Raw genomic sequence first — 20,457 nt, 5'->3', positions numbered from 1 at the left:
CGCCGCGTGCCGTGCAGCGTTTCCGCCGCGTGCCGTGCAGCGTTTCCGGGCTGCGGTTGTCAGAGCCCTCGGGTAGTTTCCGGAGTATCGGGAACTACCTGGGGGATCAAGCGACATGACGGATACCGCCGGCCTCTCGCCCGAGCTGGACGCGGCGCTCGACCAGTACCGCGTCGAGCTCACCGGCTACTGCTACCGGATGCTCGGCTCCTCCTTCGACGCCGAGGACGCCGTGCAGGACACGTACATCCGGGCCTGGCGCAGCTTCGAGAAGTTCGAGGGGCGCTCCTCCCTGCGCTCGTGGCTGTACCGGATCGCCACCAACGTCTGCCTCGACCTGCTGAGCGCGGGGAACAAGCGGGCTCGTCCGATGGACCTGAGCGCCCCCCAGCACCAGGCCTCCGCCGTACTCGACGAGCGGCCCGAGGTGACCTGGCTGGAGCCCGTCCCGGACGGGCGGGTGCTGCCGCAGACCGCAGACCCGGCGGAGATGGCGCTGGCCAAGGAATCCGTGCGGCTGGCCTTCGTGGCGGCCCTGCAGCACCTGCCGGCGAAGCAGCGGGCGGTGCTCATCCTGCGCGAGGTCCTGGCCTGGAAGGCGGACGAGGTCGCGGCACTGCTGGAGACCACCGTCGCGTCGGTGAACAGCGCCCTGCAGCGGGCCCGCGCGACGCTCGCCGCCACCCGCGTCCGCGAGAGCGAGTCCGCGGACCCGCTGGACACCGGTCAGGCGCGGCTGCTGGAGCAGTACCTCTCCGCCTTCGAGGCGTACGACATCACCCGCCTCACCGCCCTCCTGCACGAGGACGCGGTCCTGTCGATGCCGCCGTACGACCTGTGGCTCCAGGGCCATGAGGACATCGCGGCCTGGCACCTGAACCAGGGCATCGGGTGCAAGGGCTCGCGCCTGCTCCCGACCACGGCGAACGGCATGCCGGCCTTCGGCCAGTACCGGCCGCGCGAGGACGGGCGGCCGGGCTGGACCCCGTGGGCGCTGCAGGTCCTGGAGGTCTCACAGGGGAAGATCGTCGGGCTCAACGCCTTCCTGGACACCGCTCGGTGGTTCCCGCTGTTCGGGCTCCCCGAGCAGCTCGACGAGACCCACGAGGTCCAGCAGGGCGCGTAAGGGGGGCCCTGCCCCGGTCACGGCGAAGGCTCCCCGCCCCCGGGCGGTGAGCCGCAGCCGGGCCAGCGCCTCCGCGGCGGCCAGGCCCGGCGCGGTCACCGCGGCGGCGTCGCACACCACCGCGGTGGCCCCGCCGTCGTAGAGCCGGGCCAGTCGTGCGCAGAGCCGCGCCGCGTCCTGGCGGTTCGGGCTGGGTCCGGGCAGTGCAAGTCGTTCGGTCTCCACGAGGGGATGACTGTCTGGCCTGCCGGAAATCATCGGCGCGCACGGAACGGGCCGGTGACCGCTGCGAGCCGGAGCCCCGGGAAGGCACGGCCGGGCCGGTGAAAAGACGTCGGCGCGGCTCCGGACGGGGAGCCGCGCCGACGGGACTGGGGCCTGGGATCAGGCGATGCGGTCCAGCACGATCGGGGTCGCCGAGAAGGACGTGCCCGCCGCGGCGATGTCGAAGGTGCCGTCCAGCGCCGCGAGGGCGTAGTCGAACTTCTCCGGGGTGTCCGTGTGCAGGGTCATCAGGGGCTGGCCCGCGGCGACCGTGTCACCCGGCTTGGCGTGCAGCTCGATGCCCGCGCCCGCCTGCACCGGGTCCTCCTTGCGCGCGCGGCCCGCGCCCAGGCGCCAGGCGCCGACGCCCACCCCGTACGCGTCCAGCCGCGTGAGCACGCCCGACGCGGGAGCGGTGACCACGTGCTGCTCGCGCGCCACCGGCAGGGCCGCGTCCGGGTCGCCGCCCTGGGCAGCGATCATCCGGCGCCAGACGTCCATCGCGGAGCCGTCGGCCAGGGCCTTCGCCGGGTCGGCGTCCTTGATGCCCGCCGCGTCCAGCATCTCCCGGGCCAGGGCCAGGGTCAGCTCGACGACGTCCGAGGGTCCGCCGCCCGCCAGCACCTCCACCGACTCGCGGATCTCCAGGGCGTTGCCGGCGGTGAGGCCGAGCGGGGTGGACATGTCGGTGAGCAGCGCGACCGTCTTGACGCCCGAGTCGGTGCCCAGGCCCACCATGGTCCGCGCCAGCTCGCGCGCGTCCTCGATGTTCTTCATGAAGGCGCCGCTGCCGACCTTCACGTCGAGGACCAGCGAGCCGGTGCCCTCGGCGATCTTCTTCGACATGATCGAGGAGGCGATCAGCGGGATGGCCTCGACGGTTCCGGTGACGTCGCGCAGCGCGTAGAGCTTCTTGTCGGCCGGTGCCAGGCCGTCGCCCGCCGCGCAGATGACCGCGCCGGTGGTGTCCAGGACGTGCAGCATCTCCTCGTTGGAGAGCAGCGCGCGCCAGCCCGGGATGGACTCCAGCTTGTCCAGGGTGCCGCCGGTGTGGCCGAGGCCGCGGCCGGAGAGCTGGGGCACGGCCGCGCCGCAGGCGGCGACGAGCGGGGCCAGCGGCAGGGTGATCTTGTCGCCGACGCCGCCGGTGGAGTGCTTGTCGGCGGTCGGGCGGGAGAGCGAGTCGAAGTTCATCCGCTCGCCGCTCGCGATCATCGCGGCGGTCCAGCGGGCGATCTCGGCCCGGTTCATGCCGTTCAGCAGGATGGCCATCGCCAGCGCCGACATCTGCTCGTCGGCGACCACACCGCGCGTGTACGCGTCGATGACCCAGTCGATCTGCTCGGGGCTCAGTTCGCCTCGGTCGCGCTTGGTGCGGATGACGGAGATGACGTCCATGAGGTGGCTTTTCCTTCCGGCGGTGCTGCGTACGTCCGAAAACTCTACGCGCATAGAGACGGGAATGAGAGAGGTGGGAAGGGCAACGGCCCTTCCGCACACGGGCGGAAGGGCCGTCACGAGGTCTGCTTACCTGAGGTGGTCCGGCCCGAAGGCCTGCGGCAGCATCGCGGACAGCGGCAGGACGCCCTCCGGCGTCTCCACCTGGAGTCCGGGGCCGCCGAACTCGAACAGCAGCTGGCGGCAGCGCCCGCACGGGACGAGGATCTCGCCCTTTCCGTCGACGCACGTGAAGTGCGTCAGCCGGCCGCCGCCCGTGGCCTGGAGGGAGGAGACCAGACCGCATTCGGCGCACAAGGCGAGCCCGTAGCTGGCGTTCTCGACGTTGCAGCCGACGACGGTGCGACCGTCGTCGACCAGCGCGGCCACGCCGACCGGGAAGCCGGAGTACGGGGCGTACGCGCGGGACATGGCGTCCCGCGCGGCCGTCCGCAGGGCCTCCCAGTCCACGCTCTGCGCCGTCGTCACTTGCCCTCGCCCTTGCGGTACGGCATGCCGTCCGCCTTCGGCATCCGCAGGCGCTGCGCGGACAGCGCGAGCACGAGCAGCGTCGTCAGGTAGGGGGCGGCGTCCACGAACTGGCTGGGCACCGAGTCGGTCAGCGCGTACCAGAGGAACAGCAGCGCGGCGAAGACCGCCGAGACGCCGGCCGGGACGTAGCGCTTCTTGTAGAGCTGCCAGGCCACGACCAGGACGAGCAGGATGGCGATGAGGAGCAGCATCGCGTGGACGTTCTCGGCACCGCCGCGCAGCTTGAGGCTGTCGGTGAAGCCGAACAGGCCGGCGCCCAGCGCCATGCCGCCCGGCATCCAGTTGCCGAAGATCATCGCGGCGAGGCCGATGTAGCCGCGGCCGCCGGTCTGGCCCTCCTGGTAGATCGGGCTGGCCACGATCGACAGGAACGCGCCGCCCAGGCCCGCGAGGGCGCCCGAGACGATCACGGCGATGTACTTGTACTTGTAGACGTTGACGCCGAGCGATTCGGCGGCGATGGGGTTCTCGCCGCAGGAGCGCAGCCGCAGGCCGAAGGTGGTGCGCCACAGCACCCACCAGGTGCCGGGGATCAGCAGCAGCGCGATGACGGTCAGCAGCGACAGGCCGGTGACCAGGCCGCCGATGACGCCCGCGAGGTCGGAGACGAAGAACCAGTGCTTGCCCTGGAGGGTCGCCATCCAGTCCGACAATCCCGGCACGGTGATCTCGTAGATCGGCTCGACGCGCGGGGACTGCTTGGAGGAGCCGCCGGGCGCCTCGGCGAACGTGAAGTTCGACAGGTACTGGGTGAAGCCCAGCGCCAGGATGTTGATGGCCACACCGGAGACGATGTGGTTGACGTTGAACGTGACCGTGATGATCGCGTGGAGCAGGCCGCCGATGGCGCCGCCGATCAGGCCGGCGATGACGCCGGTCCAGGGGCCCCACTGGTAGCCGGCCCAGGCACCGAACCAGGTGCCGAGGATCATCATGCCCTCGAGGCCGATGTTGACGACGCCCGCGCGCTCGGCCCACAGGCCGCCGAGGCCGGCGAGGCCGATCGGCACGGCGAGGGAGAGCGCTCCGGAGACCTGGCCGATCGAGGTCAGGTCGTCGGCGCCGCTGATCAGGCGGACCAGCGAGACCAGCGCGAGGCCGCCCGCGATGATCAGCATGATCCACGGGAGGGTGAGCTTCTTGCGGCCGCCCTGCTTCTTGGGGGCGGCGCTCGTCGCGGAAACGGTGCTGGTGCTCACGCCGCGACCTCCTTGTCGGTCTTGATGGCGCCGCCGGCGGCGAGTTCCTCGCCGACCTTCTGCTGCTGGCGCCGGATCCCGTAGCGGCGGACGAGCTCGTAGGACACGACGACCGCGATCACGATCAGGCCCTTCATGATCGTGCCGATTTCCTTGGCGTACCCGGCCTGGTCGAGCGAGGCCGAGGCCTTGTCGATGAAGGCCATCAGGAACGCGGCGAAGAAGATGCCGACCGGGCTGTTGCGCCCGAGCAGCGCGATGGTGATGCCGGTGAAGCCGACGCCGACCGGGAAGGACAGGTTGTACGTGTGGGTCTCGCCCAGCAGCTGCGGCATGCCGGAGAGGCCGGCGACGGCGCCCGAGATGAACATCGAGGTGATGATCATCTTCTTGGCGTCCACACCGGAGGCCTGCGCCGCGGACTCGCTGGCACCGGTGGCGCGCAGGTCGAAGCCGAAGCGCGTCCGGTTCAGCCCGAACCAGTAGACGATGCCCAGCGCGAACGCGATGAACGTGAAGCCGTAGATCTCCAGGCCGTTGCCGAGCGAGACGGCCGGGAACCAGCCGGACGAGGCGATCTCGCCGGTGGTCAGGTCGTTCGAGCCCGCGGGCTGGACGCCGAGGTTCTTCGGCAGGATCAGCCAGGCGATCAGACTGGTCGCGATGGCGTTCAGCATGATCGTGGAGACGACCTCGCTGACCCCGCGCTTGGCCTTCAGGACGCCGGCGATGCCGGCCCAGAAGGCGCCGGTCAGCATGGCGACGACCACGATCAGCAGGATGTGCAGCGGACCGGGCAGGGTCACGGCCGCGCCGACCACCGCGGAGATCATCGCGGCGAGGCGGTACTGGCCGTCGACGCCGATGTTGAAGAGGTTCATCCGGAAGCCGATGGCAACGGCCAGGGCCGCCAGGTAGTAGGTGCCCGCCTGGTTCACGATGAGGACTTGGACGTCCTCGTAACCGGCGTTCTCCACCATCAGGCGCAGGGGTTCGATCGGGTTGATGCCCGTCGCGCCCAGCACGGCCATGGTCAGCGCGAAGGCGGTGACCAGCGCGAGCGCGGGTCCGGCGAAGCCGAGGAGCAGCCGGTCCTTGTCGAGTTTCTTCATCGGGCCTCGTCCTCCGGAGAGTCGGTACGGGCGTCCGTACCGGCGGCGGAGTGGTTGTCGGTGGCTTCCAGGTGCCCGGAGGCGGCGCCCGTCATGGCGGTGCCGAGCTCCTCCGGGGTGACGGTCGCGGGGTCCGCGTCGGCGACCAGGCGGCCGCGGTAGATGACGCGCAGGGTGTCGGACAGGCCGATGAGCTCGTCCAGGTCGGCGGAGATCAGCAGGACGGCCAGGCCCTCGCGGCGGGCCTCGCGGATCGCGTCCCAGATCTGCGCCTGCGCACCGACGTCCACACCGCGCGTGGGGTGGGCGGCGATGAGGAACTTCGGGTTGTGGCTCATCTCGCGGCCGACGATCAGCTTCTGCTGGTTGCCGCCGGAGAGCGAGGCCGCGGTGACCTCGATGCCGGGCGTGCGGACGTCGTACTCGCGCACGATCCGCTCGGTGTCCGCGCGGGCGGCCTTCGGGTCGAGGATGCCGCGCTTGGAGTTGGGGGCCTCGGTGACGTGGCCGAGGATGCGGTTCTCCCAGAGCGGGGACTCCAGCAGCAGGCCGTGGCGGTGGCGGTCCTCGGGGATGTACCCGATGCCGGCCACGCGGCGCTTGCGGACGGGGTCCTTGGTGATGTCCTTGCCGTCCAGCGTGATCGCGCCCGTGTCGGCGGCGGCCATGCCCATGAGTGCTTCGATCAGCTCGGTCTGACCGTTGCCTTCGACGCCGGCGATGCCGAGGATCTCGCCCTTGTGGATGGTGAAGCTGATGTCGTCCAGCAGGAGGCGACCGGTCTCGACCTTCTCGTGGGTGGCGGAGTCCGCGGGGGCCGCGGGCACCATCACCTCCGGCTCGGCGACGACGGAGTCGGCCGCGGCGAGGGTCAGGTTCGCCACCTCGAGCATCGCGACGTCCGTCACGGTCGACTCGCGGGTCTCGGGCGACGGGAGTTCGGAGCCGACCATCAGCTCGGCGAGCTGCTTGGTCGTGGTCGTGCGCGGGTCGGCGGTGCCGACCGTGGTGCCGCGCCGGATGACGGTGATGTCGTCGGCGACCTTCAGGACCTCGCCCAGCTTGTGCGAGATGAAGATGACGGTGAGGCCCTCGGCCTTGAGCCCGCGCAGGTTGTCGAAGAGCGCGTCCACTTCCTGCGGCACGAGCACGGCGGTCGGCTCGTCGAGGATGAGGATCTGCGCGCCGCGGTAGAGGACCTTGAGGATCTCCACGCGCTGCCGGTCGGCGACGCCGAGGTCCTCGACCAGGGCGTCGGGGCGCACGCCGAGGCCGTACGCGTCCGAGATCTCCTTGATCTTCTTGCGGGCCTTCGCGCCGATGCCGTAGAGCTTCTCGCCGCCGAGAACGACGTTCTCCAGGACGGTGAGGTTGTCGGCGAGCATGAAGTGCTGGTGGACCATGCCGATGCCGCGGGCGATGGCGTCGCCGGGGCTGTGGAAGGAGACCTGTTCCCCGTCGATGGCGATGGTGCCCTCGTCCGGCTTCTGCATGCCGTAGAGGATCTTCATCAGAGTCGACTTGCCGGCGCCGTTCTCACCGACGAGGGCGTGGACCGTGCCCTTGCGGACGGTGATCGCGATGTCCTTGTTGGCGACGACGCCGGGGAAGCGCTTGGTGATGCCGTGCAGTTCTACGGCGGGGGGCGGGCTGGACGCGTTGATGACGCACTCTCCTTGGCGCGGAAGGAGCGGAGGCAGGGGGGACAGGGCGGGGGAGAGAAGGTATCGCGTCCACGATGCTTCTACGCGCGTAGCACTGTCGAAAGTGAAAACTTGCGGCCAACGGCCACAAGATCACATGAAACCACGTGACACGTATCGGGGCCCGGGAGCGATAGAGACCGCTTCCCGGACCCCGGAGTCACGCTGACCGCATGTCAGACGGTGCCTTACGGCGTGGTCTTGACGGTGATCTTCTTGGCGATGATGTCGGCCTTGGCCTTCTCCACCGCGGCGATGACGTCCGCCATCTTCTTGTACTCGGGGTTGGAGTCGGCCAGGCCGACGCCGTTGGTGTCCAGGCCGTAGCGGACCTCGCCGCTCTCGGGCTTGCCGTCCTTGACCGACTTGATCAGGTTGTAGACGGACTGCGAGACCTGCTTGGTGACCGAGGTCAGGATGTGGTCCTTGTACTTCGCCAGACCGGCCTGGTTGTACTGGTCGGAGTCGACGCCGATGGCCCACTTGCCCTTGGCGGCGGCGGCCTCGATGGCACCGGAACCGGCCAGACCGGCGGCCGCGTAGACCACGTCGGCACCCTGGTCGATCTGACCCTGCGCGGCGGCCTTGCCGAGGTCGGGCTTGGAGAAGCCGTCGTAGTTCGGCGGCTGGGTCAGGTACTGGACCAGGACCTTGGCGTTCGGGTTGGTCTCCTTGACGCCCTGGACGTAGCCCGCCTCGAACTTCTTGATCAGCGGGGTCTCGACACCGCCGATGAAGCCGACCGTGCCGGTCTTGCTCACCTTGGCGGCGGCGACGCCGGCCAGGTAGGAGCCCTGCTCCTCGTCGAAGACCAGGTTGGCGATGTTCTTCGCGGTCACCGAGGTGTCGTCGACGATGCCGAACGTGGTGTTCGGGAACTTCTCCGCGACCTTCTTGATGGCCGGGGCGTACGCGAAGCCGACGCCGATGACCGGGTTGTTGCCCTTGCGGGCCAGCTCGGTGAGGCGCTGGACCTTGTCGGCCTCGCCCTCACCATCGGTGGGCTCCGCTTCGGCGCCCTTGACCTGCAGATCCGTCTCGGCCTTCTTCAGGCCTTCGTAAGCGGCGTCGTTGAACGACTGGTCGCCGCGACCGCCGACGTCGTACGCGATGGCAGCGCCGGCCTCCTTGGAGGAGGTGTCCGACGACTTCTTACCGCCACAGGCGGTGGCCGAGAGGGCCAGCGCCGCGGACGCGATGCCCACGGTGGCGATCCTGGTGATCCGGCGCAAGGGGAGGCTCCTTCAAAACCTGACCGAAGCGCCACGACCGGCGCTGGTTTCGCCGCGATCGTAACGCGCGTAGATGTCAGTTAAAGGCCCGTTCATGAGTCGTTATCGGATCGTCGTGAACCAGACAGTGACCGGCCGGTAACTCGCGACACGCCCAGCCCTTGCGTACCAAGGGCCGGACGCTCCCGCCGCATCTTCGGCCGATGCGGTAAGGATTTCTACCCCGCGGACGCCACTGGCCTGCCGCGCCGTCCTTCGAGCGGCCTGGCGTCGAGCAGGGCGGCCGCCGTGAAGAACTCCACGCCGACCCCGATCGCGGCCTCGTCCACATCGAAGTCGCCCCGGTGCAGATCGTGCTTGGCCGTGTCACCGGGGGTACGGACACCGAGGCGCGCCATGGCTCCCGGCACGTGCTCCAGGTACCAGGAGAAGTCCTCGCCGCCGAGGCTCTGGTCGGTGTCCTCGACGGAGTCGATGCCGAGCCGGGCGCTCATCGCCTCGCGCAGCAGTTCGGTGACCACCGGGTCGTTGACGACCGGGGGGACCCCGCGGACGTAGGTGATCTCCGACTTGGCGCGGTGCATCGAGGCGATCTCGTCGATGACCGCGTGGATCTGGTCCGGGGCCTCGTGCCAGGAGTTCAGGTCCAGGCACCGAACGGTTCCGGACAGCTCCGCGTGCATCGGGATGACGTTGCAGGCGTGCCCGGCCTCGATCCGGCCCCAGGTGACCGACATGCCCGAGCGGGCGTCCATCCGCCGGGCCAGCACGGCCGGCAGGTCGAGGGCGAGCCGGGCGGCCGCCGTCACGAGGTCCGTGGTCAGGTGCGGGCGGGCGGTGTGTCCGCCGGGGCCCGCGAGGGTGACCTCCAGCCGGTCGCAGGCCGAGGTGATGGGGCCGCTGCGCAGACCGATCCGGCCCGCGTCGACGCGCGGGTCGCAGTGCACGGCGATCATCTTGCCGACGCCGTCCAGCACGCCGGAGTCGATGGCCTCGGTGGCGCCGCCCGGCAGGACCTCCTCGGCGGGCTGGAAGAGCAGACGCACCGGCCGGGGCAGCATCCCCTGCCGGTCGAGCTCCGCGAGGACGAGGCCGGCGCCGAGGACGACGGCGGTGTGGACGTCGTGGCCGCAGGCGTGCGCGCGGTCCGCGACCGTGGAGCGGTACGAGACGTGCGTCTTGGCGTCGGGGATGGGCAGGGCGTCGATGTCCGCGCGCAGGGCCAGCATCGGCCGGACGCCGTCCCACGTCCCCACGTCGCAGATGAGCCCGGTGCCCGACTTCAGCACCTTCGGGCACAGGCCCGCTTTCTCCAGCCGGGCCTTGATCGCCGCCGTGGTGCGGAACTCCTGGTGTCCCAGCTCGGGATGCATGTGCAAGTCCCGGCGGAAGGCGATCAGTTCGGCACGCAGGTGGTCCGGAAGCTTGCCGGGCAGCTCGGGCCGGTCGGGCGTGCCGGGCAGGGCGGTCTGGGACTCGCGGGACATCAACTGGTTCACCCGTTCAAGGTTAGGCGCACCCATGGGTCAACTGGCTGGAGATCACGAAAAGTTCATGCCGTTAGGGGAAAGAAACCCGGCCTCTGGACGCATGACCGGATGCGCCCGGGGGTAAACTCGCGCGCTCACGCGGCCGGTGGAGCCTCCTGAGCAGGAAGTCTCCGCGCGTCGGGGGCGGGAGCGGGGAGTTGGCCCGGCCGGGGCGCGCGCCCCGTCCCGCCGGGGCCTCCGTCAGCTGACGGCGAGTTTGGCGGCGAAGCCCAGGAAGAGCACTCCCGCCGCCGAGCCGGCACCGGCCGAGAGCCGCTTGCGGCTGCGGAAGGCGGCCGCCAGACGGGTCCCGCCGAAGATCAGCGTGGTCAGGTACAGGAAGCTGCCGAGCTGGAGCAGGCCGCCCAGCAGCAGGAAGGACAGCGCCGGGTAGGCGTAGGAGGGGTCCACGAACTGCACGAAGAAGGACATCAGGAACAGGATGGCCTTCGGGTTGAACACGCTGATCAGCAGCGCCCGCCGGTAGGGCCGCTCCACCTCGCCGCCGGTGCCGGGCGCCGGGGCCGGCTCCCCGGAATGCGCCCCGTCCTGCGTCCCGGCCGGCGCCGCCGCGCGGTCGTGCCTCGACCGCCACATCGTCCAGGCGCCCCGCAGCATGCCGATGGCGAGCCAGGTCAGGTATCCGGCGCCGAGCAGTTTGACGACGCCGAAGAGCATAGGGCTGGTCTGGAGCAGGGCCCCGGCGCCGACCGCGGCCAGCGTCATGAGCACGGCGTCGCCCGTGAACACGCCGCAGGCGGCCTTGTACCCCGCGCGGACGCCGCCGCGCGCGGCGACGGACAGCGTGTAGAGCGAGTTCGGGCCCGGCAGCAATATGACCAGCACGAGGCCGGCGAGATACGTCGGTAGATCTGTGACACCCAGCATGTGCAGGAGTGTCCCATGAGGACGCACCTGTCGCGCCAACGGGTTCCACGGGCTGGACACGGAGCCCCAACCCCGGCATCACCCCTGGTCACGGCCGGTCACCAGGTGGCATCAGCCGGCACGTACGTCCCCCACACCTCCCGCAGCGCTCCGCACACCTCGCCCACCGTGGCCCTCGCCCGCAGCGCCTCCCGCATCGGGTACAGCACGTTCCCCGTGCCCGCCGCCGTCTCCCGCACCGCCCCCAGCGCCGCGGTCACGGCCGCGCCGTCGCGCCCCGCCCGCAGCGCGGCCAGCGCCGCCCGCTGCCTGTCCTCGATCGCCGGGTCCACCCGCAGCGGCTCGTACGGCTCCTCCTCGGCCAGCGCGAACCGGTTGACCCCGACCACGACCCGCTCGCCCTCCTCCGTCTCCCGCGCGATGCGGTAGGCGTTCTTCTCGATCTCCCCCTTCTGGAAGCCGGCCTCGATCGCGGCCACCGCCCCGCCGAGCTCCTCGACCCGCCGCATCAGGGCGAGCGCCGCCGCCTCCACGCCGTCCGTCATGCGCTCCACCGCGTAGGAGCCCGCGAAGGGGTCGACGGTGTGCGGCACGTCCGTCTCGTACGCCAGCACCTGCTGGGTCCGCAGCGCCAGGCGGGCCGATTTCTCGGTGGGCAGCGCGATCGCCTCGTCGAAGGAATTGGTGTGCAGCGACTGGGTGCCGCCCAGCACGGCGGCGAGCCCCTGCACGGCGACGCGTACGAGGTTCAGCTCGGGCTGCTGCGCCGTCAGCTGCACCCCGGCGGTCTGGGTGTGGAAGCGCAGCATCAGCGACTTCGGGTCCCGGGCCCCGAACTCCTCGCGCATGACACGGGCCCAGATCCGACGGGCGGCACGGAACTTGGCGACCTCCTCCAGGAGGGTGGTGCGGGCGACGAAGAAGAACGAGAGCCGGGGCGCGAACTCGTCGACCTCCATGCCGGCGGCCAGCGCGGTGCGCACGTACGCGATGGCGTCGGCGAGGGTGAAGGCGATCTCCTGCACGGGCGAGGCCCCGGCCTCGGCCATGTGGTAGCCGGAGATGGAGATGGTGTTCCACTTGGGCATCTCGGCCCGGCAGTAGCGGAAGGTGTCGGCCGTCAACCGGAGAGAGGGGCCGGGCGGGAAGATGTACGTCCCCCGGGCGATGTACTCCTTCAGCACGTCGTTCTGGACCGTGCCGGTGAGCAGGCCGGCCTCGATCCCCCGTTCCTCGGCGACGAGCTGGTAGAGCAGGAGCAGCAGCGCGGCAGGCGCGTTGATGGTCATGGACGTGGAGACCCGGTCGAGCGGGATGCCGTCGAACAGGACCCGCATGTCCTCGACCGAGTCGATCGCGACGCCCACCTTGCCGACCTCGCCGTGCGCGAGCGGGGCGTCGGAGTCGTGGCCCATCTGGGTGGGCAGGTCGAAGGCCACGGAGAGGCCTGCGGCACCGCCTTCGATGAGCTGGCGGTAGCGGGCGTTGGACTCTGTGGCGGTACCGAAGCCCGCGTACTGGCGCATGGTCCAGGGACGTGTGGTGTACATCGTGGGGTACACACCCCGGGTGTATGGGTATGCCCCGGGTTCACCCAGTTCGACGGCCGGGTTCCAGTCCGTCAAGTCGCTCGGCCGGTAGACCGGCTCGATCGGGATGCCGCTCTCGGTGTGCCGGTCCATGTGCCGCGCTCCTTCGTAGCTCCGAGGGGCCCGGGGCTGATAAAACGTCCCCGCGACGGCCGCTGGTCACAATGGCGCAACATCGCGGGCTTCCATGCAACTGTCCACGCCCGCCAGGCATCACCTAGATACACACGTAGAGAAATCGGGGGACCGCAATGCACCGCCAGAAAGTCATAGTCCGCGCGCTGGGCCTGGCCACCGCCGTCGCACTCGCCGCGACCGCCTGCGGTCCGCAGAAGTCGGAAGCCACGGGCTCCGGTTCTTCCGCGCCCGCGTCGCCCACGGCGGTCGCCTCTCCCGAAACCTCGCCGTCCGCGGACCCCAAGCCCGGCGACGCCTCGCCGTCCCCGTCGGCTTCGGCCTCCCCCTCGGCCTCCGCCTCGCCGTCGCCGACCGTGAAGCAGGTCATGGCCAACGGCGACGACAGCGAGCAGGTGCGCGAGCTTCAGGCCCGGCTGCGTCAGCTCAAGCTGATGTCGGTCGCGCCGACCGGTTTCTACGGCTCGAAGACGACCGCCGCGGTGAAGTCCTTCCAGTCGAAGAACAAGCTGACCGCCACCGGCGGGGTGGACGAGCCCACCTGGAAGAAGATCCAGGGCCTCACCAAGAAGCCGACCGCCGACGAGCTGCGCCCGCCGGCCGTCAACGAGGCCGACGCGCCCGACCCGCGCTGCATGACGGGCCGCGTCATGTGCATCAGCAAGGAGAGCCGCACCCTCGCCTGGATGATCGACGGAAAGGTCGTCTCCACCCTGGACGTCCGCTTCGGCTCGGAGAACACCCCGACCCGCGAGGGCGAGTTCAAGGTCGAGTGGAAGGCCAAGGACTGGACGTCGACGATCTACCACACGCCGATGCCGTACTCGATGTTCTTCAGCCGAGGCCAGGCCGTGCACTACTCGTCGGACTTCGCCGCCCGCGGTTACGCCGGCGCCTCGCACGGCTGTGTGAACGTCCGGGACAAGGGCAAGCTGGCGGCGCTGTTCGACGCGGTCCAGGTCGGCGACAAGGTCGTCGTCTACTGGTGAGCCGCGGGCGGGCCGCCGGAGTGGAGTGGGCCGTCTGCCGGCGGGTCGTCCGCCGGCCTGTCGGCGACGGGTCGGACGTTGAGGGCGCGGGCGGGATCGGGGGAACGAATCCCGCCCGCGCCGGTTGCGCAGAGCCCAGGGGTACGGGGGGAACCCCGGCTCATGCGCGGCCGATGACCAGTCGGCTCGTAACGTACTGCGCCGTCGGTTCGAAAAGTGTTACAGCCGGGTCGGGGTCTGTTTCAGGACAGTGTCCGTTACCCGGTCCTACGGTCGGCCGAGCCGCTCTCAGCGGCGTTTGATCGACCCCGCGGGCCCGTCCGTGAGCGGCCGCGACGGTTCCAGCGTCGTCATCGGCGGTATGCCTCCCGTCGAGACGGACGAATTCTTCCCCGTACCGCCGCCCGGGGTCCCGTCGAGCACCACCTGGCAGTAGCGCGGGACCCGCAGGAGCCCGTTGGCCAGGGTCACGAGCTTCTCCCGGCCGTCGTTGTCGAGCCGGCCCGCCCGGAACTCCTTGCACAGCGCCACCGATCGGGTCCGGGTCCCCGCTTCCTTCTCCGCGGCGCCCTCGGTGCCGCCCTCGGTGCCGCCTTCGGCGAAGCGGTCCCTGCCCTCCCGGTCGCCCGTCGAGCCGGTCCCACCGGGAGAACCTCCCGCGGAGGGCCCCGTCGTGGCCGTGCCGTCCGCCCCGGTCGAGCCGTCACCGGGCTGCGTCGAGCGATGCTCCTCGCCGCCCGGGGTGTTCCGCGGATCCGGGCCGGCCCCCCGGCTCTCACCGCCGCGCGGCGGGGTCGTCGGCCCGGGCTGCGGGACCGACTTCGGGTCCGCGCCCCCCGAAGCCGCCGGGGAGAGCCCGCCGGTCACCGACACGGCGGGCACGTGCCCGGCGCTCTCGTGGCTGTCCCGGTCGAGCAGCCCGGCTCCGGCGGCGGCCGCCAGGCCGCCCACGGCGACGCTCGCCAGGGCGGCGGCGAGGGCGAAACGAGCCGGACGTGCACGCCGGGACGTGGAGGGGCGACCTGCGGCGGGGTCCGAGTCCGGTCCCGCGGAGCGGTTGCGCGATCCCCCGCCAGCGACCGGAGGCCGGCCGAGCTCGACCAGCGTGTCGCCTCCGTAGCCTCCGGCGCCCAGGGCGCCGCCCCGGGGCACGTCGCCGCGCGCCGCACGGAAGGCCGCTACCGCGGCGGCTTCGCCGGGCAGTTCCCCGCCGGCCGTCGGCGGCCCCGCCAGTGCGTCGAGGGCGGCGCGCAGCCGCTCGGCCCGCGCTCCGGCCGGGTGCTCGGCGCCAGGTGCGGCGGGTTCGCCGCGCAGCAGTCTGTCCGCCGCGGCCTTGTCCAGCCACCTGTCGCGCTCGTCGGCCATCACATGTCCTTCTGCGTCCGCCAACGTGAATGCGTCACACCGGTTTGTTCTACGAGTCCCCCGCCATGGCCGCGCTGCGCCGGGACGCCGTCGAGATCCCTCCCGCCCCCTGCGTCCCGTGCCTGGCCACCGTCATTATCGCCGAGGCGGCGCCCCGGTCCGGAGCCGATGTCGGAGCCGGGCTCGAAACCGCCCTCCGCGCCGAGCAACTCGGCCAGTTTCTTCAGGCCCCGGTGCGCGGCGGTGCGTACCGCGCCGGGCCGCTTGCCCAGGGTCTCGGCCGCGCTCTTGGCGTCCAGGCCGACGACGACCCGCAGGACGACGGCTTCCGCCTGGTCCTGCGGCAACTGGGCTATGAGCGCCATCGTGCGGCAGGTGGAGAGGGACTCCATGGCCTCGACGGCGGTGTCGGACTCGGCGGCGTGGCCCGACAGCTCGGTCTCGTCGCCGCCGACGGCGGGGCGCCGGCCGCGCATCCGGATGTGGTCGAGGGCGCGGTTGCGGGCGATCCGGGCGGCCCAGCCGCGGAAGCGGTCGGCGTCGCCGGTGAAGGAGTCGAGGTCGCGGGCGATCTGCAGCCAGGCCTCGGAGGTGACGTCCTCCGCGTCGCCGTCGCCGACGAGGGTGCGGACGTATCCGAGCAGGCGTGGGTGCACGGCGCGGTACACAGTACGGAACGCGTTCTCGTCGCCGTCTTGTGCCGCGAGCACCGCGGTGGTCAGCTCCGCGTCGTCCCCCAGCAAAGTCCCCAACCCGTTCACTGTCCTGTACGTGTGGCGCAAATCAGCACGTTACGGGTTTCAAGCACCGTCGTCCACGAGTTGTACAACGAGCAACCACTCCTGCGCGGAGCGAGGTGTGACACAAAACGCACCGGAGGCGCTGACAGGGGTACGGGCTTGTCGCACGAGTCCGTGACGGATGGCGGCCGGGGCCTCTCCTGTGGGGGGTGGCGGCCTCGGTCGCCCTCCCCTTTCCGGCGCCTCCCGGCGGTCCCACGGCCATCATGCCCGGCCGCCCCCTCGCGCCGCAGGCGACCCCCACATGCGGCCTTGTCATCCTTTCGGCTCACTTCCGGGTGAAAACCCCGGGATGGGTACGACACTCCCGGCCCCACGTCGATAGCGTGGCGGGACACCCGCGCCACGCCACGAGGAGCCCCCCGCTGTCCAGCCACCTTCCGGCACAGGCCCGCGGAGGCTCCGACCCTTCCCGAGGCACGGGGCTCGCGCGCTTCAACGCCCTGTCCCCCGAAGCCGCCCACGGCGTCCTGCTGCACTGCTGCGGCAGCCGGCGCTGGGCCCACCGGGTGGCCGCCCACCGCCCCTACCCCGACCACGCCACGCTGCTCGCCGCCGCGGACGAAGCCTCCTACGACCTCTCCCAGGCGGACCTCTCCGAAGCGCTGGCCTGCGAGTTCCCGCCCGAACTCGAGCGGGGGGCCTCCTACGCCGCGCTGCTGGCGCTGGACGCCGCCCACTCGGAGTACGAGCGGACCTTCGGCCACGCCTTCGTGATCTGCCTCGACGGGCACACCCCCGAGGAGCAGGCGGACGAGCTGCTGGCGGCGATCCGGCGGCGGATGCACCTGGAGGTGGACGAGGAGCGCGCGATCTCCGCGGACGAGCTCCGACGTGTCGCGCAGGTCCGGCTGGCCGATCTGACACGCTGGCTGACCTCGACAGATGGTGTGTCCGCTGTCGAATTCGGGCTATTTGCCCCTGTGGGATAGTCCGTCCGTGCCTGTTTGATCACACCGATGGCCCCCGCGCGAGGGAACCGACAAAGCGTCGCTACGATGTCCGGGGCCGGAGGACCGTACCCGGCCGGGCCCGACCGACAAAGAAGCCGGCTGGCCCCCGCCCCGCTTCCGGAGGGTTTTCCGTGCCGGCTGGAACGTTGTACCGCGGCCGGGAAGGAATGTGGTCCTGGGTGGCTCATCGAGTCACCGGCGTCCTCATCTTCTTCTTCCTGTTCGTACACGTCCTCGACACCGCTCTCGTCCGCGTCTCCCCCGAGGCGTACGACGATGTCGTGGCTACCTACAAGACTCCGATCGTCGCGCTGCTGGAATACGGCCTCGTCGCCGCCATCCTGTTCCACGCGCTCAACGGTCTCCGTGTCATCGCCGTGGACTTCTGGTCCAAGGGCCCGCGCTACCAGAAGCAGATGCTCTGGTCCGTCGTGGGCATCTGGGTCGTACTGATGGCCGGGGCCCTGTACCCCGTCCTCGGCCACGCGTACCTCGAACTGTTCGGGAAGTGACACGCATGTCTTCTGACACTTCTTCCGCCAACATGAACAAGGCCGTCGGCGACGTCGAGGCCGTCTCCCTGTACGACGTCGACAACCCGGCGCCGTACATCGAGGCCCCGCGCCAGCGCACGGGCAAGACCCCGCGCTCGACCCGCGGCAACTTCGAGATGGTCGCGTGGCTCTTCATGCGCCTCTCGGGCATCGTGCTCGTCGTCCTGGTCATCGGCCACCTGCTGATCCAGCTCGTTCTGGACGGCGGCGTCTCCAAGGTCGGCTTCGCCTTCGTGGCCGGCCGCTGGGCCTCCCCGTTCTGGCAGGGCTGGGACCTGCTGATGCTGTGGCTCGCGATGCTGCACGGCTCGAACGGTCTGCGTACCGTCATCAACGACTACGCGGAGCGCGCCAACACGCGTCTGTGGCTCAAGGGCCTGCTCTACACCGCCACGGTGTTCACCATTCTTCTGGGCACGCTGGTGATCTTCACCTTCGACCCGAACATCCGCTAGGCAACGGGGCTGAGGCGAAACCAATGAAGATCCACAAGTACGACACCGTCATCGTCGGCGCAGGTGGCGCGGGCATGCGCGCCGCCATCGAATCGACGAAGCGCAGCCGCACCGCGGTGCTGACGAAGCTCTACCCCACCCGCTCCCACACGGGCGCCGCGCAGGGCGGCATGGCCGCCGCGCTCGCCAACGTGGAGGACGACAACTGGGAGTGGCACACCTTCGACACGGTCAAGGGCGGTGACTACCTGGTCGACCAGGACGCCGCCGAGATCCTGGCGAAGGAGGCCATCGACGCGGTCCTCGACCTGGAGAAGATGGGCCTGCCGTTCAACCGCACTCCGGACGGCACCATCGACCAGCGCCGCTTCGGCGGCCACTCCCGCAACCACGGCGAGGCGCCGGTCCGCCGGTCCTGCTACGCCGCGGACCGCACCGGTCACATGATCCTCCAGACGCTGTACCAGAACTGCGTCAAGGAGGGCGTGGAGTTCTTCAACGAGTTCTACGTCCTGGACCAGCTCCTGGTCGAGGAGGACGGCGTCAAGAAGTCGGCCGGCGTGGTCGCGTACGAGCTCGCCACCGGCGAGATCCACGTGTTCCAGGCGAAGTCCGTCATCTACGCCTCCGGCGGCACCGGCAAGTTCTTCAAGGTGACCTCCAACGCGCACACCCTCACGGGTGACGGCCAGGCGGCCTGCTACCGCCGCGGCCTGCCGCTCGAGGACATGGAGTTCTTCCAGTTCCACCCGACGGGCATCTGGCGCATGGGCATCCTGCTGACGGAGGGCGCCCGCGGTGAGGGCGGCATCCTCCGCAACAAGGACGGCGAGCGCTTCATGGAGAAGTACGCGCCGGTCATGAAGGACCTCGCGTCCCGTGACGTCGTCTCGCGCTCCATCTACACGGAGATCCGCGAGGGCCGCGGCTGCGGTCCCGCCGGCGACCACGTGTACCTGGACCTGACGCACCTGCCGCCGGAGCAGCTCGACGCGAAGCTCCCGGACATCACCGAGTTCGCGCGCACCTACCTCGGCATCGAGCCGTACACGGATCCGATCCCGATCCAGCCCACCGCGCACTACGCCATGGGCGGCATCCCGACCAACGTCGAGGGTGAGGTCCTCATGGACAACACCACCGTCGTTCCGGGCCTGTACGCGGCCGGCGAGGTCGCGTGCGTGTCGGTGCACGGCGCGAACCGCCTGGGCACCAACTCGCTGCTGGACATCAACGTCTTCGGCAAGCGCTCGGGCATCGCCGCGGCTCGGTACGCGCACGAGAACGACTACGTCGAGCTGCCCGAGAACCCGGCGCAGCAGGTCATCGACCTGGTCGAGCAGCTGCGCAGCTCCACGGGCAACGAGCGGGTCGCCGACCTGCGCCTGGAGCTCCAGGAGACGATGGACGCCTGCGTGATGGTGTTCCGCACCGAGCAGACCATCAAGACCGCGGTCGAGAAGATCGCGGAGCTGCGCGCGCGCTACAAGAACGTGTCCGTCCAGGACAAGGGCAAGCGCTTCAACACGGACCTGCTGGAAGCCATCGAGCTGGGCAACCTGCTCGACCTGGCCGAGGTCATGGCCGTGTCCGCGCTGGCGCGCAAGGAGTCCCGCGGCGGTCACTACCGCGAGGACTACCCGAACCGCGACGACGTCAACTTCATGCGCCACACCATGGCGTACCGCGAGGTCGACGACAACGGCCAGGACTCGGTCCGCCTGGACTACAAGCCCGTCGTCGTCACCCGCTACCAGCCGATGGAGCGTAAGTACTGATGGCCACCCCGACCCTCAGCAAGACGGACAAGATGGAGGAGGCGGCCGCCGCCTCGCCGTTCATCACGGTGACGTTCCGGATCCGCCGCTTCAACCCGGAGATCTCGGAAGAGTCGCAGTGGCAGGACTTCCAGATCGAGATCGACCCGAAGGAGCGCGTGCTCGACGGTCTCCACAAGATCAAGTGGGACCTGGACGGCTCGCTCACCTTCCGCCGCTCGTGCGCGCACGGCATCTGCGGCTCCGACGCGATGCGGATCAACGGCAAGAACAGGCTCGCCTGCAAGACGCTGATCAAGGACATCAACCCGGAGAAGCCGATCACCGTCGAGGCCATCAAGGGCCTGACGGTGATGAAGGACCTCATCGTCGACATGGAGCCCTTCTTCCAGGCGTACCGGGACGTCATGCCGTTCCTGGTCACCAAGGGCAACGAGCCGACGCGCGAGCGCCTGCAGTCCGCCGAGGACCGCGAGCGCTTCGACGACACCACCAAGTGCATCCTGTGCGCCGCGTGCACGTCCTCGTGCCCGGTGTTCTGGAACGACGGCCAGTACTTCGGCCCGGCGGCGATCGTCAACGCGCACCGCTTCATCTTCGACTCGCGTGACGAGGCCGGCGAGCAGCGGCTGGAGATCCTGAACGACAAGGACGGCGTGTGGCGCTGCCGCACGACCTTCAACTGCACCGACGCTTGCCCGCGCGGCATCGAGGTCACGAAGGCGATCCAGGAAGTGAAGCGGGCGCTCATCACCCGCCGCTTCTAGCCATCTCGACGCGCCTCTCGCAGCGCTCGG

General features: G+C 70.3%; 19 protein-coding genes. 7 read left to right on the top strand and 12 right to left on the bottom strand.

What is annotated here, in order from left to right:
* Nucleotides 1-115: 115 nt before the first annotated feature.
* Entirely contained in the window at nt 116-1,126 is a 1,011-nt protein-coding gene (locus tag ACFWBY_RS09150; protein WP_385340905.1) for a sigma-70 family RNA polymerase sigma factor, read from the top strand.
* Here the strand turns inward: ACFWBY_RS09150 and ACFWBY_RS09145 are convergent.
* From ACFWBY_RS09145 to ACFWBY_RS09100, 10 genes are all read right to left on the bottom strand, one after another.
* Complete coding sequence (locus tag ACFWBY_RS09145; RefSeq protein ID WP_385340907.1) at nt 1,013-1,384, bottom strand: STAS domain-containing protein; 372 nt, start codon at nt 1,382-1,384, stop codon at nt 1,013-1,015. The genes ACFWBY_RS09150 and ACFWBY_RS09145 overlap by 114 nt on opposite strands.
* Nucleotides 1,385-1,510: 126 nt before the next feature.
* Entirely contained in the window at nt 1,511-2,788 is a 1,278-nt protein-coding gene (locus tag ACFWBY_RS09140) for a thymidine phosphorylase (protein ID WP_385409640.1), read from the bottom strand.
* Between the two features lie 129 nt (nt 2,789-2,917).
* Entirely contained in the window at nt 2,918-3,316 is a 399-nt protein-coding gene (locus ACFWBY_RS09135; protein ID WP_385344060.1) for a cytidine deaminase, read from the bottom strand.
* Nucleotides 3,313-4,578 carry an ABC transporter permease gene (locus ACFWBY_RS09130; protein WP_385344057.1) on the bottom strand — a complete coding sequence of 422 codons (1,266 nt, stop codon included), beginning with the start codon at nt 4,576-4,578 and terminating at the stop codon, nt 3,313-3,315. The genes ACFWBY_RS09135 and ACFWBY_RS09130 overlap by 4 nt, the downstream gene beginning before the upstream one ends.
* Nucleotides 4,575-5,690: an ABC transporter permease gene (locus ACFWBY_RS09125; RefSeq protein WP_385344054.1), complete on the bottom strand. Its 1,116-nt coding sequence runs from the start codon at nt 5,688-5,690 to the stop codon at nt 4,575-4,577. Before ACFWBY_RS09125 ends, ACFWBY_RS09130 begins: the two co-directional genes overlap by 4 nt.
* Nucleotides 5,687-7,354 (bottom strand): ABC transporter ATP-binding protein, encoded by a 1,668-nt coding sequence (locus ACFWBY_RS09120; protein WP_385344071.1) that lies wholly within the window; start codon nt 7,352-7,354, stop codon nt 5,687-5,689. The genes ACFWBY_RS09125 and ACFWBY_RS09120 overlap by 4 nt, the downstream gene beginning before the upstream one ends.
* A 227-nt stretch (nt 7,355-7,581) precedes the next feature.
* The gene (locus tag ACFWBY_RS09115; protein ID WP_385344052.1) at nt 7,582-8,625 is read right to left on the bottom strand and encodes a BMP family protein; all 1,044 of its coding nucleotides are present in this window, start codon (nt 8,623-8,625) and stop codon (nt 7,582-7,584) included.
* Between the two features lie 218 nt (nt 8,626-8,843).
* Nucleotides 8,844-10,112, bottom strand: coding sequence for an amidohydrolase (locus ACFWBY_RS09110; RefSeq protein ID WP_385344068.1), 1,269 nt, complete (start codon nt 10,110-10,112; stop codon nt 8,844-8,846).
* A gap of 243 nt (nt 10,113-10,355) precedes the next feature.
* Nucleotides 10,356-11,042 carry a leucine efflux protein LeuE gene (leuE, locus tag ACFWBY_RS09105; RefSeq protein ID WP_385344049.1) on the bottom strand — a complete coding sequence of 229 codons (687 nt, stop codon included), beginning with the start codon at nt 11,040-11,042 and terminating at the stop codon, nt 10,356-10,358.
* Nucleotides 11,043-11,140: 98 nt separating this feature from the next.
* Nucleotides 11,141-12,724, bottom strand: coding sequence for a methylmalonyl-CoA mutase (locus tag ACFWBY_RS09100; protein ID WP_385344047.1), 1,584 nt, complete (start codon nt 12,722-12,724; stop codon nt 11,141-11,143).
* 158 nt (nt 12,725-12,882) lie between these two features.
* Here ACFWBY_RS09100 and ACFWBY_RS09095 point away from each other — a divergent pair, with 158 nt between their 5' ends.
* Nucleotides 12,883-13,755: a L,D-transpeptidase family protein gene (locus ACFWBY_RS09095; protein WP_385344044.1), complete on the top strand. Its 873-nt coding sequence runs from the start codon at nt 12,883-12,885 to the stop codon at nt 13,753-13,755.
* Nucleotides 13,756-14,043: 288 nt separating this feature from the next.
* On the opposite strand, the gene ACFWBY_RS09090 is transcribed toward ACFWBY_RS09095, so the two are convergent.
* Both ACFWBY_RS09090 and ACFWBY_RS09085 read right to left on the bottom strand, forming a co-directional pair.
* The gene (locus tag ACFWBY_RS09090; protein ID WP_385344041.1) at nt 14,044-15,120 is read right to left on the bottom strand and encodes a hypothetical protein; all 1,077 of its coding nucleotides are present in this window, start codon (nt 15,118-15,120) and stop codon (nt 14,044-14,046) included.
* On the bottom strand, nt 15,120-15,863 hold the full coding sequence (locus tag ACFWBY_RS09085) for an RNA polymerase sigma factor (protein ID WP_385344065.1): 744 nt from the start codon (nt 15,861-15,863) through the stop codon (nt 15,120-15,122). The genes ACFWBY_RS09090 and ACFWBY_RS09085 overlap by 1 nt, the downstream gene beginning before the upstream one ends.
* A 383-nt stretch (nt 15,864-16,246) precedes the next feature.
* On the opposite strand from ACFWBY_RS09085, the gene ACFWBY_RS09080 reads away from it, so the two are divergent.
* The 5 genes from ACFWBY_RS09080 to ACFWBY_RS09060 all read left to right on the top strand — a co-directional run bounded on the left by ACFWBY_RS09080 (nt 16,247) and on the right by ACFWBY_RS09060 (nt 20,427).
* Nucleotides 16,247-16,852: a 2-oxo-4-hydroxy-4-carboxy-5-ureidoimidazoline decarboxylase gene (locus ACFWBY_RS09080; RefSeq protein WP_385344039.1), complete on the top strand. Its 606-nt coding sequence runs from the start codon at nt 16,247-16,249 to the stop codon at nt 16,850-16,852.
* 152 nt (nt 16,853-17,004) lie between these two features.
* The gene (gene sdhC / locus ACFWBY_RS09075) at nt 17,005-17,385 is read left to right on the top strand and encodes a succinate dehydrogenase, cytochrome b556 subunit (RefSeq protein WP_385344036.1); all 381 of its coding nucleotides are present in this window, start codon (nt 17,005-17,007) and stop codon (nt 17,383-17,385) included.
* Between the two features lie 5 nt (nt 17,386-17,390).
* Nucleotides 17,391-17,882, top strand: a complete 492-nt coding sequence (locus tag ACFWBY_RS09070; RefSeq protein ID WP_385344033.1) for a succinate dehydrogenase hydrophobic membrane anchor subunit — start codon at nt 17,391-17,393, stop codon at nt 17,880-17,882.
* A gap of 23 nt (nt 17,883-17,905) precedes the next feature.
* Entirely contained in the window at nt 17,906-19,660 is a 1,755-nt protein-coding gene (sdhA, locus tag ACFWBY_RS09065; RefSeq protein WP_385344030.1) for a succinate dehydrogenase flavoprotein subunit, read from the top strand.
* Nucleotides 19,660-20,427, top strand: a complete 768-nt coding sequence (locus tag ACFWBY_RS09060; RefSeq protein ID WP_385344027.1) for a succinate dehydrogenase iron-sulfur subunit — start codon at nt 19,660-19,662, stop codon at nt 20,425-20,427. The genes sdhA and ACFWBY_RS09060 overlap by 1 nt, the downstream gene beginning before the upstream one ends.
* Nucleotides 20,428-20,457: the final 30 nt, after the last annotated feature.

The sequence above is a fragment of the Streptomyces sp. NPDC060049 genome (assembly GCF_042736715.1).
In the GTDB taxonomy this organism is placed as follows: domain Bacteria; phylum Actinomycetota; class Actinomycetes; order Streptomycetales; family Streptomycetaceae; genus Streptomyces.
The sequence above is the reverse complement of the archived record's forward strand: the minus strand, read 5'-3'. Positions and strand labels throughout refer to the sequence as shown.

Bases quoted from the DNA above. Each gene is read 5' to 3' on its own strand.
- ACFWBY_RS09150 (WP_385340905.1), top strand. From the start codon at position 116: ATGACGGATACCGCCGGCCTCTCGCCCGAGCTGGACGCGGCGCTCGAC.
- ACFWBY_RS09070 (WP_385344033.1), top strand. From the start codon at position 17,391: ATGTCTTCTGACACTTCTTCCGCCAACATGAACAAGGCCGTCGGCGAC.
- sdhA (WP_385344030.1), top strand. From the start codon at position 17,906: ATGAAGATCCACAAGTACGACACCGTCATCGTCGGCGCAGGTGGCGCG.
- ACFWBY_RS09060 (WP_385344027.1), top strand. From the start codon at position 19,660: ATGGCCACCCCGACCCTCAGCAAGACGGACAAGATGGAGGAGGCGGCC.
- ACFWBY_RS09100 (WP_385344047.1), bottom strand. From the start codon at position 12,724: ATGGACCGGCACACCGAGAGCGGCATCCCGATCGAGCCGGTCTACCGG.
- ACFWBY_RS09145 (WP_385340907.1), bottom strand. From the start codon at position 1,384: ATGATTTCCGGCAGGCCAGACAGTCATCCCCTCGTGGAGACCGAACGA.
- ACFWBY_RS09110 (WP_385344068.1), bottom strand. From the start codon at position 10,112: ATGTCCCGCGAGTCCCAGACCGCCCTGCCCGGCACGCCCGACCGGCCC.
- leuE (WP_385344049.1), bottom strand. From the start codon at position 11,042: ATGCTGGGTGTCACAGATCTACCGACGTATCTCGCCGGCCTCGTGCTG.
- ACFWBY_RS09090 (WP_385344041.1), bottom strand. From the start codon at position 15,120: ATGGCCGACGAGCGCGACAGGTGGCTGGACAAGGCCGCGGCGGACAGA.
- ACFWBY_RS09095 (WP_385344044.1), top strand. From the start codon at position 12,883: ATGCACCGCCAGAAAGTCATAGTCCGCGCGCTGGGCCTGGCCACCGCC.
- ACFWBY_RS09125 (WP_385344054.1), bottom strand. From the start codon at position 5,690: ATGAAGAAACTCGACAAGGACCGGCTGCTCCTCGGCTTCGCCGGACCC.
- ACFWBY_RS09140 (WP_385409640.1), bottom strand. From the start codon at position 2,788: ATGGACGTCATCTCCGTCATCCGCACCAAGCGCGACCGAGGCGAACTG.